The organism is Methanosarcinales archaeon, assembly GCA_014859725.1.
Lineage (GTDB): Archaea > Halobacteriota > Methanosarcinia > Methanosarcinales > Methanocomedenaceae > Kmv04.
Genome location: JACUTQ010000004.1, coordinates 12,959 through 28,636 on the forward strand (window position 1 = coordinate 12,959; position 15,678 = coordinate 28,636).

The following is a 15,678-nucleotide window of genomic DNA, read 5'->3' on the forward strand; positions in this document are numbered from 1 at the left end:
ACTTATTATATTTTTTGTATCTTTTCATTCTTCGATAACAGTGCCACACGGCTGAGTTCCACATCATCGAGAAGTTTGTAGTCCAGTTCCAGGGCCAGTTCGTTTGAGAACTGCAATATTTCCTGGTGTAGGGGCATAGCACTTCGATCCAGGCGTTTACGGGAATATCCAAGATGCATATAAGATTTGATTTCCACAAAGTCAGGATTTGCTAACTCTATCAAACGCGCATAACCTGTCGTGTTAACAAAATTCTTACCTTTTGCCAGTGTTATTCTTATGGCAGTCCTGGCAGGATGATCGTGCAGGACTGCCAATGAATGCAATATCTTCTCCCACTGTTTTGCGTGGTTGGGATTGCAGCACTTCATATAGGTCTCTCTATCGGGAGCGTCCAGGCTCATATAAAGCTGGGTGGGCTTGATGTTTTCAATCACTTCAGGATTGGTACCGTTGGTGACCACAAAAGTAGTAAGTCCATGGTCCCTGAATTCATCAACAAGGTCAGGAAGATAAGGATATAATGTGGGTTCTCCTGCAAGGGATATGGCAGCATGTTTGGGTGCGAGCGATTCCTTCCATTTTTCAGGATCTGCCTTGTCCAATCCTCCATAACCTGACATCAGTCTTCGCTGTGCATGGATGCAACCTTCCACAATTTCCTCAGGATTATCCCATACCCTGGGAACTTCCACAGGATGTTCCACGGGCCTCCAACAGTGTAGACAGGCCTGGTTGCATCCAAGAAATGGGGTCATCTGGATACAGCGGTGGGAATCGATACCATAAAATTTGGATTTATAGCAGCTGCCCTGCAGTTTTATGGATCTGCCTGACCAGAGGCAGGGCTTGACAGCGCTGTGACTGCCCACAATATGATACCCTTGTTTTTTGAATATATCAAAAGAGTTCATTTGTCCTAAAGATTCACTGAAATGAGATAATATTTGTGTCCATAGTTGCAAGATCAACAATTGTGGCTTTGGCCGGGTCAGGCTGCAGGTTCATACGCCGCTGGAATTCTGTCTGGGACTGCCAGGTGCCGCTATTAACCAGTGTAACTCCCCGATAGGTGTTACAGCCTACTGTATGAACATGACCGCAGTGTAGAATATCAGGAGGTTTATCAATGACCAGATGGTCGTGTTTTTCTGGTGCAATAGATACCCGGCTGCCGTACATAGGTGAAAGATGACGTCTCCGCAACATCTCTATCATGGGTTTTGTAGGATCATCATATTTCATACCAGGTATGTTTGCCACAATATCATCCATGCTGCGGCCGTGATAGATCAGAATGCGGACCCCCTCAATTGAGATTACTGCCGGGTTACCCACAAATACCACATCTCTTTTGAACATCTTTTGTATCTTATCGTCGAAAGTGGGCTGTGGTTCGGCCTGGCGCACTGCGTCATGGTTGCCAGGAGATATTATAACTTTGATATTTTTTGGGATCAGGCTAATATATCCAGCAGCTGCCCTGTATTGTTCGTACACGTCACTTATAAGGAGTTCCTTTTCCTGGTCCGGGTATTTTCCAATACCGTCCACTAGATCTCCAGCAACTACCAGGTATTTGATATCTGTTATGTAACCATTATTTCCCACAGGGAATTTCAACCATTCAATAAAATCCAGCCATTTATCTTCCAGAAATGTGTTACTGCCCACATGCACATCAGAGATTAGCACAGCTTTGCCATTGCTGTTCTTCTCTCCCAGTACTTTATCTGTCCTCATTGGAAGGTCAGGCCACATGATATTATTTACAAACAGCATGTCTCCATCATCGCTCAATGTACCTGTAACCCCTATCACTTCGTCCAGCATCACTTTCATGGCATCATCAAAGAGGTTCTTGTTCTTTTTCAATACTATTGTTCTAAGCGATCCGCTGGTGTCTTCAATCTCAATAAATCTGTGACCGTTCTTAGAGGTACGCAGATCAGATACCATTCCGATAACAGATACTTCCTCTCGACCTTCTACCAGGCCGGTTTTTCGTTTATTCAGGCTTTCTATGGGCCTGAAACCTACTCCGCGACCTCGCAACAGTTCGCTCAACCTGGAAAAACGGTCTCTGAAATAGTCCACAAATTCTTCATATTCACCGACACAGGTGGATTGGTCAGTAATATCAGAAAGAATGTCCATTTCACCGATCCACTCATCCTCATAATCGGGATCTTTATGAAATTGATTGATTTCAGATTCCGAAGGAGCCACACATTTATCTGTAAATCTTGAACCAATATGTTCCGGACCAACAACCAGTGTGGACTCATCCAATGATTCCAGGATCTTGTTGATAATAAGAGAATCGGGATCGTGCTCCATAATTAACGATACAGCATCTGGATGAATCTGGTAACCGGCTTCTGCAAACTGTTCTACAATAAATGAAGTGTGATTTATTCTATCCATAAAATTCGCACAAACTATTATCCCCTTACACGCAATAAATATTCGCACATATGGAACTTAAAGATAATGAAACGTTTTCCAAATTAAAACATTTATATAGAAGGTTCAAGACAAGTGAGAATTTTTTTGTTGAACTGACCCGGGATATGCTGTTCGTAGCAGCGGTCATATTAGCAGTAATGGTAGTTTCATATCTTACTCTTGGTGTTTTTGGAGTCCCTGCCGTTAGTGTTATATCTGGAAGTATGGACCCACATATGAAAAAAGGTGATCTGGTAATCTATCAAAATCCAGACAGGACTAATATAATAACTTATCAGGATGGTGCTACCAGTGAGTACAAATCCTTTAGAAATTACGGAGACGTAATCCTGTACAATAAGAACGGTGATACCACTCAGATTCCCATCATCCACAGGGCTATGTACTGGGTGGAGGTCGGAGAGCCTATGTGGAATGGAGGACCTGCAGCTCCTTATTCAGGCTATATAACAAAAGGGGATAATAACACAGTTAATGACCAGGCAATTCCAATAAGTGAGGGGCGTCCGATCAAAGAAGAATGGGTCATGGGTGTATCACGATGGAGAATACCATGGTTTGGATATCCTATAATGATAAAAGAAGAGATTATCAAATTGATACGATAATATATTCCTCAGAACGTATTGACTAATAAGGACTGTGCACCAAAAGAGAGTTTGAAATCCTCAAGTGGTTTTATTCTATAATCTTCAAGTAAAACATACCTGGTATTATTAGGAAGGACGCTTAAAGAAATCTCCTTGGTGCGGCCGTATCGACCCTTGCTTACAACAATGGCGTTGATTATACCCAGCATATCAAGTTCTGATATGAGATCTGTCACTCTGCGCTGGGTAAGGATATCTGCTCCAATTTCCTTACACATTTCCTTATAGATATTAAATACTTCACCGGTAGAGATATTATTATCCCGTTCTTTACTTAGCAATACCACACTTAACAGCACCAGTTTGGATTGAGTTGGAAGGGTTCGGACCACTTCGACAACCCTGTCAGACTCAATCTTTTCCTGAGCTTCTCTTACGTGTTTCTCCTCGACAACCGGAGACAAGGATCTCTCAGCTATCTCTCCTGATACTCTTAAGAAATCCAGGGCGCGTCTTGCATCTCCATGTTCCTGGGCTGCAAAAGCTGAACAAAGTCCGATTACAGATTGATCAAGGACATTTTCCTTAAACGCCATTTCAGCTCTTTTTTCTAAAATATCATAGATCTGTTCAGCATCATAAGGAGGAAAAATAACTTCTTCTTCCCCTAAAGAACTTTTTACCCTTGGGTCCAAAAATTCAGTGAATTTCAGGTCATTGGATATTCCAATAATGCTTACCCTTGCATTTTTCAGATCCGCATTGATCCTGGAGAGATTATACAATACATCATCTCCTTTTCTTACCAATTTGTCTATTTCATCCATAACTACGATGACTACCCTTTTTTCTGAATCAAGAGATTTTTTAAATTCTTCATATACCTGGTCAGTGGGCCAGCCTGTCATAGGAACTTCTTTGCCAAGGTGTCTTGCAAGGGTTGCCAACAATCGATATTGAGTGTCTACTACTTCGCAGTTCAAATAGAATAAAAAGCAGGGCATTTCATTATTCTCGCCTGTCTTTTCCAGTTCCTTACCCACGTATTTAACTACAGCAGTTTTTCCTGTTCCTGTTTTTCCATAAATCAAGATATTAGAAGGTGTGTCTCCTCTAAGGGCTGCCACTAATATACTGGCAAGGGTCTTTATCTGATGATCTCTGTGAGGTAACTGACTTGGAGTATATGTAGGCCTGAGAACCTCTTTGTTCTTGAAAATTACTACATTATTTAGATAATCTTCGAATAAAGATTTTTTATCAGTTTTTTCTGTTTCTTTTTCTAACATTAGCACACCCGTTATTATTAAAAAATTGCTGAAAATTATTGACCTTCCTCATAAATCATCACCCTGATATTTGAGTTAGAATCCTAATAGCTCCATTGGAAGTATACCTTTTAAACGTTCTGGTCACCACCCCCCAATTTCCTGTAGAACTCTATATAAGATAGGTAGAAAAACAAACAGTATTCGAAATGATATTCATTTTTTTTTTGATTGTATTTTTCTAAATGTTAATTTATTATCATGATGATTTCTTTCATCACCCCCCCATTTCCACTGGAAAATATAAATAGGACAGGGACCGTATGATTTCCACTGGAGATTTAAAATAAAAAATGACAGAAAGAATAACAAAAAATAAAAAATGAAAAATATATCATTTTTAGTTGGTAAATAAAATTATATAAACATTTCTATTTAGTGCTTAATAAATACAACTGCACAATTTCCCGATTTTTTTTTAATTTCCAATGGAAATCATGGGGATGGTGTAGTCCGAACTAATTAAACACGAAAAAATAAATCAAACCTTTTCAAGTACACTGATCCTTCTTGTCAGACTCCGATGCACCCTTTGGGTATACACTTCACTCACCACAAAACCAGAATCCTCTGCCCACTCCTCAATATTACATTCTGAAACCAACACAGCACGTCCGCCAAACCGCAGGATCCTGTATATTTCATTTAAAGAGTGCATCATCAATTGTTCAAGGGATTGCGCCTGTATGAGTGCGGAGCGTCCGTACGGCGGGTCGGTCAGTACAATATTAACACAATTATCTCTTATTGCCATGTCTCCTGCATCCTGTAGAAAGACAGAATAATTGACACCGTAAAAATCAAGGTTCAGCTTTGCACCATTAATGATCATCTTCTGTACATCGCACCCCACAGTCACTGCACCAATGAGTCCCGCCTCTATGATCAATCCACCTGTACCGCTATATGGGTCCAGAACAATATCATTTTGTCGTACACGAGCAATATTTACCACAGCCCTCGCCAGCCTGGGCATTAAGACACCAGGGTAAAAGAAAGGCTTGTTCTGGGGATTGCGGGTTTCAAATACACTTCTATCAATGCATTCCAATACCTTTCCGAAGATACATTTACTATCTGAAATTATCGCTCGATATCTAATATCAGGGGCTTTTAGATTGGCTTTAAATCCTTTATCATAAAGAATTTTCCCAATTCCACGCTCGATCTCTTCAGATGAAATATGACTCTTGTGCTTTATCTTCTTGGTCCTTATATTATATGTCCTGGAAATATGATCTTCAAACTCAATACCTTCAGCCATTTTTAGGATATCTGCAAATTCGGCACCTGAAATCCCAAGTACTTCGATAATATACCACGTCATGGCAAGTCGATTGGCCAGTGTATTCATTTGAGAAATAATAATTCCAGGGACTTCAATAACAAGAATCTGATCAAGTTGATAATATAAAGAAAAACCAACATTTTCGGCTTGTAAAACCCCGATTACCTCAGCAGCAGGGAGATCAGGATGTTCGCCAGACAGTTCAAAAGCTATTAAAGTCATCTTTTAGATTGTTATGATATTAGGATTGCATGTTCTTTATGAATTCATTGAATATTTTTGCATTTATTCCATACCAAATGTAATTTTCTAGCAGTCGTTTGGCAAAAATTTTTTTAGAATATGCATCATCTTCCCATGGTATATCAAAGCCATAGTTCACATTTTTAAGCAAAAGGCCGAATGCAGGTGCAGGTTCCAAACCCTCCTTGAACTCTTCAGGCTGCAGCATTTTCTCCAGCCATTCCATATCCCTTACCTCATCACCTATCATCTGAATTGCAGTGACGATTTTTCTCACCATATGCCATAGAAAACTATTTGCTTCAATATCCAGGGTGACAAAATCGTCGTCTAATCTGATGTCAATACGTTTAACCGTTCTTATAGTAGATTTATCCCCGTCCGAAGTGGCAAAATTGGAAAAGTCATGAGTGCCTTTAAGAAATCTTGATGCTTTTCGTATCAAAGGGATATTTATGCACCCACACATGATATACCTGTACTCCCTGCTCAGAGCATGTCTTCTCGGATTAAAGTCATTCGCAACTTCAGCCTTTGACCAAATCCATAGAGAGGGAGGCAATAAATTATTTATCACTCTTGGTATAGCCAATTTTGGATTGTCTGTATCAAAAGCTATCACTTGTCCCAGTGCATGAACACCTGTATCTGTTCGACCCGAAGCAATGTAGCGGGCACTTTTTGGATCTTTGATGATGTTAAGTTCTTCGAGAACCTTGAAAAGTTCATTCTCAACAGCATAGGCGTTTTTCTGGATATGGAATCCATGGTAATCAGTACCGATATACGCTACCTTCAAAGCAATTCTCATACGATCAATCGATGTGATTTAAGCTTATGTTATATTAAAATTAACTCAATAAATTCTTAATATCGTTTTTTTCTACTGCGAATATAATCAACAATTATTAGAGCACCGATTATGAATACGCAACCAAACAAAAACCACAGGCCATTATCGAAAACAAATCCTGAATCTGCGGCTTTCTGGGCTTCTTGTGCAACTTCGGAAATTACCGCCCCGGTAGTATCATTTACCATCATCTTATTGGCAGTTTCATTTACAGCACTGCCAACACCATCTCCGGCATAATAGAAAACATTGGATACCATCTCATCTGATGACATCCCTTCAAATTTTTTAGACATAATTGTATTATTTAATTTGAAATATGGACCTGTCAATAATTTAACAAGACCGGTAGCCAATATTGCAGCAAGGAAAACTCCGAGATATTTTTTCAGGATATCGACGATTGAACCATTATCTATTTTCTCGGGCACTACTACGATCAATTTACGAACAGGTGCATAAACCTTTACTTGCCTTCCTTTTTCGCTGTATTTTATACGTTCGATCTTTACAAGCCCTGCTTCTACGAGATTCTCCAGATTATATTTTATCGTGGTTAGTGGAGTATTTAATTTATTGGCAATTTCAGATGCGCTCATTGAGTGCTCAGCCAGTAATTCCAATACTTCCCTGGCTGTGTCGTTGGTAATGACCTGTGTTATTTTCTTGGAGTCATCACCTAATGGCAGAACAAGGAATTTTTCACTGTTATTTATTTCATATTTTTCCATGTTGCAAAGTAGGTCTCATTTTATACAAATAAATAGCGTTAACTGCAAAATAGTTCGCAGTTATTGGCTTTTTGTATATGGTTGTATCTTTAAAAAATGCCTGCTGAATTGACTTCGTCTATTAATATTTTGATGTTCAGCAGCCCGTTTAATTATTCCATTCCAGAAAATATCTTCCATATTTAATCACCTCGATTTGGAAAGCGATTGCTATAATTATTAACCAAAGCCAAGAGCAAGGTGAAAGTAATATATGAACTGTAACAAGCCTTTTATATCATAAACCAACTTTATATTTGAGGTTTTTTATATGGAAGAATTTAAAGCGAGGGATCGTTTTCTATATCACTGAATCGATACGTGGCAAACATGTAACTATTTTTGATACAACCTTGCGAGATGGTGAACAGACCCCTGGCGTATCTCTTACTTTTGAGCAGAAAAATGAAATTGCGAGACAGCTTGACAAGCTGGGTGTAGATATCATTGAAGCCGGGTTCCCCATGTCATCAGATGGTGAAAAACAGAATGTATCAGAGATCGCAAAGATGGGGCTGTCACTGGAAGTGTGTGGATTGTCAAGGGTAGTCCTGTCTGATATTGATGCATGTCTTGATTGCGAAGTGGATATGGTGCATACTTTTGTGCCAACATCAGATATACAGCGTATTCACACCATCAAGAAGAGCAGAGAAGAAGTGCTTGATATGGCAGTTAAAGCTGTTGAATATATTAAAGACCATGGTGCAAAGTGCATGTTCAGTGCTATGGACGCTACCCGTACAGATTTTGATTATCTTTTAGAGATTAACAAGGCAGTACAGGATGCAGGATGCGATGTTATTAATATACCTGATACAGTAGGTGTTATCGTACCATCTGGTATGAAGGACCTGATAAGTGAGATCCGAAAGGCCATTACCATAGATATAGACGTGCACTGCCATAACGACTTCGGACTGGCAGTAGCCAACAGTCTTGCTGCAGTTGAAGGAGGTGGAGATCAGGTGCAGGTCACCATAAACGGTCTGGGAGAAAGAGCAGGCAATGCAGATCTGGGTGAGACTGTTATGAGCCTTCATAGTATCTATGGAGCAAAAACAAATATCAATACCGAGTACCTGGTTGAAACGTCAAGGATGGTCGAGAGGTATACGGGAGTGAGAATCCCCCCCATCATGCCTATTGTGGGTGAAAATGCCTTTGCTCATGAAAGTGGTATCCATACTCATGGTGTTCTGACCCGGACTGATACTTTTGAGCCAGGTATCATGACACCGGAAATGGTAGGCCACAAACGAAGGATCGTATTAGGTAAACATGCAGGTAAGCATGCGGTTGGCCAATCCCTGAATGCTGCCGGTCTGGACCCTGACCCTGATCAATTGAATGAGATCATGTCAAGGATGAAAGATCTGAGCAATAAGGGTAAGAAGGTAACAGATGCAGATCTGATAGCCATAGCTGAGGCCATTATGGGTAAAGTCAAAAAATCAGAAAGACCTATAGATCTTTTGGAGGTCTCGGTTATGACAGGTAATTTAATAACCTCAACTGCTTCTGTAAAAGCCAGGGTCAGAGGGATTGAAAAGATAGAAGCATCAACCGGAGTAGGTCCTGTAGATGCAGCCTTGAATGCGGTACAGAAAATCATTGACGGGCATAAAACCATTAAACTCAGGGATTTCAAGATCGAAGCAATTTCGGGTGGTTCGGATGCTTTGGCTGAAGTTATCATCGGGGTTGAGGATGATAAGGGTCACATCATGACAGCCAGAGCCGCCAATGAAGATATTGTGATGGCATCAGTGGAAGCCCTTGTAACTGCAATGAATCATGTACTCATGATGCCACACGATGACTGATCCTGCGACATATATTCTTGACCTGGACGGTGTTGTATATCTCGGGAAAAATATTATTCCCAGAGCCGATGAGGCCATTGACCGTTTAAGGGATGCAGGCCACCGTGTGATCTTTCTGACAAACAACTCCACACGTTCGAGAGAATCAGTTGCCAATAAGCTGAAGAGTATGGGCATCATGTGCGCCGGCAGTGATGTGATAACTTCAGCTTATGCTGCTTCTGTTTACATCAAAGAACAATATGGTCCGAGTACTGTCTATTGTATCGGAGAGCCTGGTCTTATCGAGGAACTGGAACAGGAAGGGCATACCATATCCCAACAGAACGTTGACCTGGTTGTGGTGGGTCTGGATAAGGAATTCACCTATCACAAGTTGGAACTTGGTCTGGACAACCTTAGAGCAGGGGCTGGATTTATAGCTACCAATACCGATGCCCTGCTGCCTACTGAATCCGGTTTTTTGCCAGGCGCAGGCAGTATGGTTGCTGCTCTAAAGGCTGCTTCCGGCAAAGACCCTATTGTGATAGGAAAACCCAATAAACCCATAATCGATGTGCTGCTAAATGAATATGGCCTGAAAAATGGAGAATGCGTGATGATAGGTGACCGGCTTGAAACAGATATTCTGGCAGGGATCAATGCAGGTATGAGGACCGTACTGGTCCTGACAGGATCTTCCGGTATAGAGGACATTGAAATATCAGGGATACGACCTGATACTATCCTTGACAGTATCGTGGATCTTGGTCCCTAACGGCTCATGCGCTCTTTATAGTATTCTTCCTTTGGTACCATTTCAAGATTGCAGCATATCAATGGATCGTTACCAGGAAACAGTATTTCGATCTCATTACCGCATATCTCGCATAAGTAGATATCGCCCATTTCAGTCAATTAATTCGTCCCCATTTGATAATTTATTTGATAATAGTATTCTATCGTGCTATTATTAATATTTTATTGAGTCCGGGAATATCGTATTTAAGCTATGGGTAATGCTGAATTGTTATATCCTAAGGAGTTGCGCATAATTAAATTGAACAAATTTTATTATTTCGTGGACATATTTTGTAATTCCATTCACCATGGAAATCATCTTTTTCAATGTTCAATTCATCCATTTCTTTATCATAGATTTTAATTCCTGTTTGATATCCATTCCTATCTATCTCTGCACTTATTTTCAGACCTTTTTTTGTTGTAGTACTTCCTATTAAATTTACCATCACCTCATGACTCACTAATGGTTTTCCACGCCAGTTTTGTGTAATATGGCAGAACATTCTATGTTCAATTTTGTTCCATTTGCTCGTACCTGGTGGAAAATGGCACACTGAAATCTTTAATTGAGTTTCATCAGCAAATTTTTGAAGTGATACCTTCCATAGTCGTGAACGACGGCCATTACTGCCACCACCATCAGCAATAATTAATAGACTATTTGCATTTGCATAACGCTGTACTCCCATCTTCCGCCACCAACGTCTTATAGTCTCACATGCAAATTCAGCAGTATCGTGATCTTTTCCAACGCTAACCCATCCCACATTATCCGTTATGTCATACACACCATATGGGATGCCTTTCCCTAATGCTTTATCTTTAAAATCATAAACTTGAACCTCTTCAGGTTCGCCTTTTGGACGCCATTCCTGGCCAACATTCTTAAAGTCCCCAATAAGTTCCTTCTTTTTTGTATCTACTGAAATTACTGGTTGTCCTCGAGCCTGAAATTGCTTCGTCTTTGAATTTATGTATTCGAATTGTGCATCACGATCTGGATGTGAGGCACCTTCTTTTGTTTTTCTGTTAGATTGAAGACTATAATCCAAATCATGAAGCAGTTGAGCAACTTTTCTATCACCGATTATATGATTTTGTCTTTCAAGTTCTTCTGCCAATTTTCTTGTGCTTTTACAAGTCCATCGTAGTGGAGATTCTGGATCGCCACGAGTGGCAGGCTCAAGAAGCATTTCCAAATCTTGTATTAATGTAGTATCTTTTTCAATGAGGGATTTACGTCCCCCTCCAGAACGTCGAATCTTCACAACTTCTAATTCTTTTCCCTCGATTAGCTTATTTAACTCCTTCATAGCCCTGGTAATCGTAGTTCGCGATAATCCGGTAGCATTTGACACCTCTGATATACCACCCCACCCTATTGCTTTCGCCTCTATAGCAGCCCATATGCGGCATGTCCTCTCATCCAAGATATTTTTTAGCGGTTCGTATTTGCTTCTTATGATGTCTACGTTTGTCATATACTAACATAATAATACGGCATCATATATTACTATAATTGTTCATGTTATTTATGCGCAGTTACTAACTGCTCCCAGAACCCAGGTTCATCTTATCCAGATACCGTACAGCAACACAGACTTCAGTGCATTTACCGCATCTGTTACAATTGTCTGTCACTATAATAGATTTATCTTCAATTGTTATTGCATTTTCAGGACAGGCTTTCTCACAGATCGCACATCCTGTACATCTGGCTGACCTGACAAGCTGCCGGATTGCAGAATTAAAAAGCCTGCCGGCCGTCTCTTCATCATGAGCATTGATCTGCAATGTCCCGTCTGTGTATAGCTTGATGCTTCCTTCAGGAGTCTGGCTGATCACCACCCCCAGGTCTTCTGAATAATGAACCTCCCCCACAATTTTCAATGTCTGTATTGCATTTTCTATTCTAATTCCTTTAACATTTCCTTCGATACTATAACCTCCGGCCTTGCAGGGTGAAATGCCAGATACAATTTTTATATTGAAAGCTTCAGGTTCTGCGTCTTTTGGCATTATTGAAATACCCAGTTGTTGGGCCAGCTGTTTCATCTTTGGCGGGTGATCACGCCAGCGCCAGAAACCATGCCTGATATATTCTTTAGAAAAGCCTTTTGATTCTGCCCATTCATGCAGGTAACTGTCCCATGTGCGGTACAGTTTTGGGTGTAATATTTCCATTCGTTTATATTCCGCTGTGAGCGCTGCCGGACACAGCCAGCAGCCGATGCGTTCGAATCCCTGGTCATATAAAGGATTATATTCCAGGCCCCGCCAATAAATATACAGCCATACCTCAATAGCCCTCCAGTCCTTGATCGGATAGATATTGACCTGGCCCGGTACAAATGGATTTTCCTCTTTGGGTGGGATCCGGGCCCTGGAAAATGATTCAAATTTGCGCTTGCCGTCAATGGTCAGGAAATTCCCGCCTCCAGCAACCTGAGTGGCAGGGGACAGTTTACAGACTTTGCAGCACCACCGGTAATCCTTGGCAGGGGGCCCGAAATCTGGAAGGTTCTGTTCGAAGGCATCTCGCGCATCCAGTTCTTCCAGCTTGATATTATTTTCAATGCAGAATTTCCGTGCATATTCCACGGTTTCCGGGAATTCCAGACCCGTATTGATAAAGTACGCCCGGGGAGGTTTTTTCAGAGCGCTCATAGTCAGGTCAAGCACTGCAAGACTGTCCTTCCCGCCGCTGAATGAGACGTATACTGGTCTGCTGCGGAATTCTCTTTGGTTGGCCATGCCCCTGATGGTATTGATAGCATTCTTGCCCAGGTGTTTTATTGCAGGTTTGTTGGCCTTTATCACATCATCCATTGATGGTATTTTTTCGTGTAATCGGGATTTTGTACTGCCGATCTTCCTGATCCTGACCGCTGGAGTTTCGTCTTTTGCCATATCGTTAGAATTTAACAGAGCTGTTCCTACTCCTACCATGCTGCCCTTCCTGATTATGACATCATTACCCATCTTTATATCATCTGAACAGGACACCACCAGATCTGACTTCACCGTCTTACCGCTTAAATGCCCCCTGATGTCTGACAGCTCAACTGTCCTTTGGTTGGTATATCCTGTAAGTATGGCAGCACCATCCATTGATAAGTCCAACTGCCAGTCCAGAATTTTCAGATCATACCGCACTATGCCAAGGATAAAACCGTCCAGTACCACCTGGTCGGTCTTGTCTTCCCCACCGATCTTATTAAGTAGAATTATCCTGTTGTCCAGGGGGTCAGTCCCGTATCGACTGATAAGCAGGTCATGAAGAATACTGCGTTCATAGGGTGAGCAGAACCTGATATCTCCCGGCAGCCCCAGGTTTATCTGTTTTCCTTTAGCATTGCAGATAGCACACTCATGACTGATCAATGGAAGATTGCAATCTGAACACCAGAAGATGGATGCATTTTGGGTTGGTTTGATTTTTTTCTGTTTATAGGGTGTGGTCATGATTTATGATTGATTAGATTTTTTTGTAATAATTAGTTCAGATAAGTACATGGTGTTTAAGATAATCAATAAGTGCAGCATGGTTCTCCAGAATAATATCAGCCTGTTCCAATTTTTGGGGCAGGACATGAACAGGTATGGCAATACAATACAAACCCGCCCTTTTAGCTGACTCCACACCCATTGGTGCATTTTCGATAACAATACATTCTTCTTTTTCAATACCCAGCATCTTCACTGCTTTGAGATATGGTTCAGGGGAGGGTTTACCTTCCCTGACATCTTCCCCGGCTACAACTATTTCAAATACGCCAGGGAAAAATCGGTCCATCAAATCCAGTACTTCTGTCCGGTCTGACCCTGAAACTACTCCAAGACGGTACTTCTTCTTCAGCAAATCAAGACATTCAGTAATACTTTCGAATGGCTTTGACTGGTTTTTCCTCCTGAAAAGCTCCCTCTTTTTTTGTGCAAGTTCATCAAATTCACTGATGTCCACAACTTTACCTGCCTTCCCGAACATCAGCCTGATCACACCTTCGTGGTTAGACCCTTCAATATTGTAGATATCCTGCCTGGTAATATTAACACCTTTTTCAGCAAGAACTTTTTTCCAGGCCTCAGCGTGGCAGGGCATGGAATCGATGAGAACGCCGTCCATATCAAATATTATTGCTTTTAGCACGAGATAGTATCATTCGTGAAACCTAATAAAATTACTGCGTCCACTGTAGCCTAAAAAATATATATTTTGTTAGGATTTTTTGATTATTCGGTGCTGAATTATGTCAGAAAAAAAGAATGTTCCGGATGTCCTGAAGGTGAACGGACTGCCAGAAAGGTCATAAAGTTTAAAGGGGACGTAGAAAAACTTACTGAAAGTAGTAAGGAAAGCAGACGTAAGGAACTTGCAGACGATTTCCTGCGATCCGGAGGATACTGACAGTTGGGATGATCAATTCTAATATCCCGTCTCATTCCGGGCGATTTCTAAAATATCTCCTGCACAGCTCATAATATGTATGGCAAAATCTTCTTTATTATTATATGCATGTTCCAAGCCTTCGGAGACCTTATGGGAATATTCAAAATCCTTGATATAGTTCTCATCGATTATTTCAGCTGATACAAAAAATTTTTTAATCCCTGATATCAGGCATTGGTGACCAATAGCACGATACCCTTTACTAAATAATAAGGCATTGAAAGAGTGTTGCAGCGAATAATGTCCCTGGATCGTGGCCCATTTGAATATCTTTTCTGCTGCTGAGCGCTCAGAGGTTTCTAGATCATATTCTGCCTCCTTCAGTTCTCCTGAGATATTTTCAGGGTCAATTTCTATCTTGATAATAGTGCCATCTTCAATGCATTGTTCAAACTGGTCCATTATTTCTCCGCCGTTAGCCTTGAATTTTTTATTAATCATGCTGTACTGGTGGGTGCCCACCTGCCAGAACATAATAAGCAGTTCACAAATGTTCTTCAAATAGTACTCATCATATTCCCTTAAATATATTGTCTCCCATTGCTTAAGAGTAAAAGTCTTTTCAGGTGTTGTTGCCTCCACATCAGCCTGGATTGAAAACAATATCTATTCATGCTCTTTTTCAGGGAGGAGTGGCACAATATCAAGAAAATCGTTTGATGCGATAAATGCCAAAATAACTGGATTTTGAAACTGTGCTATAAGGGAGATGACATTACAGTTAGTGTAAGAACAACACTTTTTTAACAACCTACATCATCCATAAAATAATGTCAGAGGATTTAAGTGGTGAAGCATGGCAGCTTCTTGAAAAAGCAAATTCACAGATTGGGCGTGGTCTATACACAGACGCCCTTGCCACCCTCGCAAAAGCCGGGCAGCTTGCCCATAAGGCAAAAGCGCCGGATGTCCAGTCTGCTGTATTGGGGACAACTGTGAGACTCTGGGAGAATTAGAGATATAACCTATAACCTACCTCCATTGTTGATCGGTTTAAGCCCTCCACTGGTCCATTAACCTCTTCAGATTAAGATTCTGATCAAGTGCTTGACACTATCAACATTAATATCCCTACCAA

At 40.9% G+C, this 15,678-nt stretch carries 16 protein-coding genes; 5 read left to right on the plus strand and 11 right to left on the minus strand.

The annotated features are described in order from the left end of the window. Positions 1-5 precede the first annotated feature (5 nt). Positions 6-914: a 4-demethylwyosine synthase TYW1 gene (locus tag IBX40_00795; protein ID MBE0522867.1), complete on the minus strand. Its 909-nt coding sequence runs from the start codon at positions 912-914 to the stop codon at positions 6-8. A gap of 13 nt (positions 915-927) precedes the next feature. Further along, positions 928-2,427: a DNA-directed DNA polymerase II small subunit gene (locus IBX40_00800; protein ID MBE0522868.1), complete on the minus strand. Its 1,500-nt coding sequence runs from the start codon at positions 2,425-2,427 to the stop codon at positions 928-930. Positions 2,428-2,477: 50 nt separating this feature from the next. On the opposite strand from IBX40_00800, the gene IBX40_00805 reads away from it, so the two are divergent. After that, complete coding sequence (locus IBX40_00805) at positions 2,478-3,077, plus strand: signal peptidase I (GenBank protein MBE0522869.1); 600 nt, start codon at positions 2,478-2,480, stop codon at positions 3,075-3,077. A gap of 8 nt (positions 3,078-3,085) precedes the next feature. Here the strand turns inward: IBX40_00805 and IBX40_00810 are convergent, their stop codons facing one another. The 4 genes from IBX40_00810 to IBX40_00825 form a co-directional block, all read right to left on the minus strand. Beyond that, a complete protein-coding gene (locus IBX40_00810) occupies positions 3,086-4,348 on the minus strand; it encodes an ORC1-type DNA replication protein (protein ID MBE0522870.1) in 1,263 nt (420 codons plus the stop codon). 520 nt (positions 4,349-4,868) lie between these two features. After that, on the minus strand, positions 4,869-5,897 hold the full coding sequence (locus IBX40_00815) for an RsmD family RNA methyltransferase (protein MBE0522871.1): 1,029 nt from the start codon (positions 5,895-5,897) through the stop codon (positions 4,869-4,871). 19 nt (positions 5,898-5,916) lie between these two features. Continuing rightward, positions 5,917-6,729, minus strand: a complete 813-nt coding sequence (truA, locus tag IBX40_00820; protein ID MBE0522872.1) for a tRNA pseudouridine(38-40) synthase TruA — start codon at positions 6,727-6,729, stop codon at positions 5,917-5,919. A gap of 56 nt (positions 6,730-6,785) precedes the next feature. After that, positions 6,786-7,502: a helix-turn-helix transcriptional regulator gene (locus tag IBX40_00825; protein MBE0522873.1), complete on the minus strand. Its 717-nt coding sequence runs from the start codon at positions 7,500-7,502 to the stop codon at positions 6,786-6,788. Positions 7,503-7,858: 356 nt separating this feature from the next. Between IBX40_00825 and IBX40_00830 the strand changes: the two genes are divergently transcribed. Beyond that, entirely contained in the window at positions 7,859-9,367 is a 1,509-nt protein-coding gene (locus IBX40_00830) for a 2-isopropylmalate synthase (protein MBE0522874.1), read from the plus strand. Further along, positions 9,360-10,124 (plus strand): HAD family hydrolase, encoded by a 765-nt coding sequence (locus IBX40_00835; protein ID MBE0522875.1) that lies wholly within the window; start codon positions 9,360-9,362, stop codon positions 10,122-10,124. The genes IBX40_00830 and IBX40_00835 overlap by 8 nt, the downstream gene beginning before the upstream one ends. Here the strand turns inward: IBX40_00835 and IBX40_00840 are convergent. From IBX40_00840 to IBX40_00855, 4 genes are all read right to left on the minus strand, one after another. Beyond that, positions 10,121-10,264, minus strand: a complete 144-nt coding sequence (locus IBX40_00840) for a desulfoferrodoxin FeS4 iron-binding domain-containing protein (GenBank protein ID MBE0522876.1) — start codon at positions 10,262-10,264, stop codon at positions 10,121-10,123. The two genes, IBX40_00835 and IBX40_00840, sit on opposite strands and share 4 nt — an antisense overlap. 137 nt (positions 10,265-10,401) lie before the next feature. Continuing rightward, entirely contained in the window at positions 10,402-11,631 is a 1,230-nt protein-coding gene (locus IBX40_00845) for an ISAzo13 family transposase (GenBank protein MBE0522877.1), read from the minus strand. 64 nt (positions 11,632-11,695) lie between these two features. Continuing rightward, positions 11,696-13,615, minus strand: coding sequence for a phosphoadenosine phosphosulfate reductase family protein (locus tag IBX40_00850; protein MBE0522878.1), 1,920 nt, complete (start codon positions 13,613-13,615; stop codon positions 11,696-11,698). A 37-nt stretch (positions 13,616-13,652) separates the two neighbouring features. Continuing rightward, the gene (locus IBX40_00855; protein MBE0522879.1) at positions 13,653-14,300 is read right to left on the minus strand and encodes an HAD family phosphatase; all 648 of its coding nucleotides are present in this window, start codon (positions 14,298-14,300) and stop codon (positions 13,653-13,655) included. A gap of 90 nt (positions 14,301-14,390) precedes the next feature. Between IBX40_00855 and IBX40_00860 the strand changes: the two genes are divergently transcribed. Further along, positions 14,391-14,558, plus strand: coding sequence for a hypothetical protein (locus tag IBX40_00860; protein ID MBE0522880.1), 168 nt, complete (start codon positions 14,391-14,393; stop codon positions 14,556-14,558). 18 nt (positions 14,559-14,576) lie between these two features. Here IBX40_00860 and IBX40_00865 read toward each other — a convergent pair whose 3' ends face one another. After that, positions 14,577-15,203 carry a HEPN domain-containing protein gene (locus tag IBX40_00865; protein MBE0522881.1) on the minus strand — a complete coding sequence of 209 codons (627 nt, stop codon included), beginning with the start codon at positions 15,201-15,203 and terminating at the stop codon, positions 14,577-14,579. A 167-nt stretch (positions 15,204-15,370) separates the two neighbouring features. Here IBX40_00865 and IBX40_00870 point away from each other — a divergent pair, with 167 nt between their 5' ends. Beyond that, complete coding sequence (locus tag IBX40_00870; protein ID MBE0522882.1) at positions 15,371-15,556, plus strand: hypothetical protein; 186 nt, start codon at positions 15,371-15,373, stop codon at positions 15,554-15,556. Positions 15,557-15,678: the final 122 nt, after the last annotated feature.

Excerpts from the sequence above, each read along its gene's own strand:
- IBX40_00795 (MBE0522867.1), bottom strand. The coding sequence starts at position 914 with ATGAACTCTTTTGATATATTCAAAAAACAAGGGTATCATATTGTGGGC.
- IBX40_00800 (MBE0522868.1), bottom strand. The coding sequence starts at position 2,427 with ATGGATAGAATAAATCACACTTCATTTATTGTAGAACAGTTTGCAGAA.
- IBX40_00805 (MBE0522869.1), top strand. The coding sequence starts at position 2,478 with ATGGAACTTAAAGATAATGAAACGTTTTCCAAATTAAAACATTTATAT.
- IBX40_00810 (MBE0522870.1), bottom strand. The coding sequence starts at position 4,348 with ATGTTAGAAAAAGAAACAGAAAAAACTGATAAAAAATCTTTATTCGAA.
- IBX40_00815 (MBE0522871.1), bottom strand. The coding sequence starts at position 5,897 with ATGACTTTAATAGCTTTTGAACTGTCTGGCGAACATCCTGATCTCCCT.
- truA (MBE0522872.1), bottom strand. The coding sequence starts at position 6,729 with ATGAGAATTGCTTTGAAGGTAGCGTATATCGGTACTGATTACCATGGA.
- IBX40_00825 (MBE0522873.1), bottom strand. The coding sequence starts at position 7,502 with ATGGAAAAATATGAAATAAATAACAGTGAAAAATTCCTTGTTCTGCCA.
- IBX40_00835 (MBE0522875.1), top strand. The coding sequence starts at position 9,360 with ATGACTGATCCTGCGACATATATTCTTGACCTGGACGGTGTTGTATAT.
- IBX40_00845 (MBE0522877.1), bottom strand. The coding sequence starts at position 11,631 with ATGACAAACGTAGACATCATAAGAAGCAAATACGAACCGCTAAAAAAT.
- IBX40_00850 (MBE0522878.1), bottom strand. The coding sequence starts at position 13,615 with ATGACCACACCCTATAAACAGAAAAAAATCAAACCAACCCAAAATGCA.
- IBX40_00870 (MBE0522882.1), top strand. The coding sequence starts at position 15,371 with ATGTCAGAGGATTTAAGTGGTGAAGCATGGCAGCTTCTTGAAAAAGCA.